The sequence below is a fragment of the Streptomyces sp. KLMMK genome (assembly GCF_036961605.1).
GTDB classification, from domain to species: domain Bacteria; phylum Actinomycetota; class Actinomycetes; order Streptomycetales; family Streptomycetaceae; genus Streptomyces; species Streptomyces telluris.
Window position 1 is genome coordinate 1 of the sequence record NZ_JBAMDC010000764.1, and the last position, 1,098, is coordinate 1,098.

The 1,098-nt window shown below is 66.4% G+C and carries 2 pseudogenes; one reads left to right on the forward strand and one right to left on the reverse strand.

The features are described from left to right. Positions 1 to 26 precede the first annotated feature (26 nt). A pseudogene (locus V7793_RS38340) lies at positions 27 to 83 on the forward strand (hypothetical protein); the annotation flags it as partial. Between the two features lie 107 nt (positions 84 to 190). Here V7793_RS38340 and V7793_RS37810 read toward each other — a convergent pair. Beyond that, positions 191 to 911, reverse strand: a pseudogene (locus V7793_RS37810) (IS5 family transposase); the annotation flags it as partial. Between the last annotated feature and the right edge of the window lie 187 nt (positions 912 to 1,098).

Below are 1,098 nucleotides of genomic sequence, written 5' to 3' on the forward strand. Positions count from 1 at the left end.
GGATCAATCCGATCGTGTCGGGCTGGATGAGGTACTACGGCCGGTTCTACCGGTCGCAGTTGTATCCCTTCCTGCGACGCATCAATACCTACCTGATGCGATGGGCGCGGAAGAAGTACAAACGGCTGTGGGGTTACAAACGCTTCCGTGCATGGTGGACCGGGCTCGTGCAACGAGCCCCGGGGCTCTTACGGGCGAACCTGCGGTGGTGCATGAACCAGCCGAAGGTCCGCTCGATCGTCCAGCGCCTCGGGATCACCGTGAATCCTCGGGTGCCCGGGGGCCGCTGGACGGGGTGGACGTCGATGTCCAGGGGCGCCGTGGTCGGTGGTGGTGGTGCGGTAGCCGGAATCCACCCACGCCTTCGTGACGTGGGGGTGGGCTGCGGCGATCCGGGAAAGCAGGTGGACGCCAGCCGCAGTGTCGGACATGCCCGCAGTGGTGACCATGACGGTCAGCAGCAGTGCCGAGGGTGTCCGTGCCGAGGTGGCGCTTGCGGCCGATGATGCGCTTCCCCGCGTCCGTGCCCTGGTCCGCGAGGTGCACATTGGCGGAGGTCTGGACGGTCTGGGAGTCCAGCACGCACGCGGAGGGCTCGGCGTTTCGGCCTCACGGACCAGGTGCCGCAGGAGGCCGGCGAGCTGCTCGAAGATGCCGTCCTTCTGCCAGGCCGCGAAGTAGCCGTAGGTGGTTCGCCAGTGAGGCAAGTCGTGCGGCAGATATCGCCACGGGATGCCGGTGCGGTCGACGTAGAGCACAGCGTCCATCAGGGAGCGCAGGTCGTGCTCGGGCGGGCGGCCGATGTCCAGGCCACGCCCGCGGCGCTCGGCCTGCCAGGCGGTCAGCACCGGTTCGATCAGCTGCCAGCGGGCATCGGACAGATCGCTGGGATAGCCACGGCGCGGAGTCATGTTTCCGATGTACTGCGCGGCAACCAAACTGGCCAGCAGGCAAACGACTGCTGGCTGGGGTGCCTTGGGATGACACAGGAGAAGTCGGAATGACACAGCTCCCACATGCCACATCACAGGCTTCCCGGCTCATCGGCCTCTCCGGTGTCGGGACTCCATGGCCGGAGAAGCGCAACATACTGCCCTA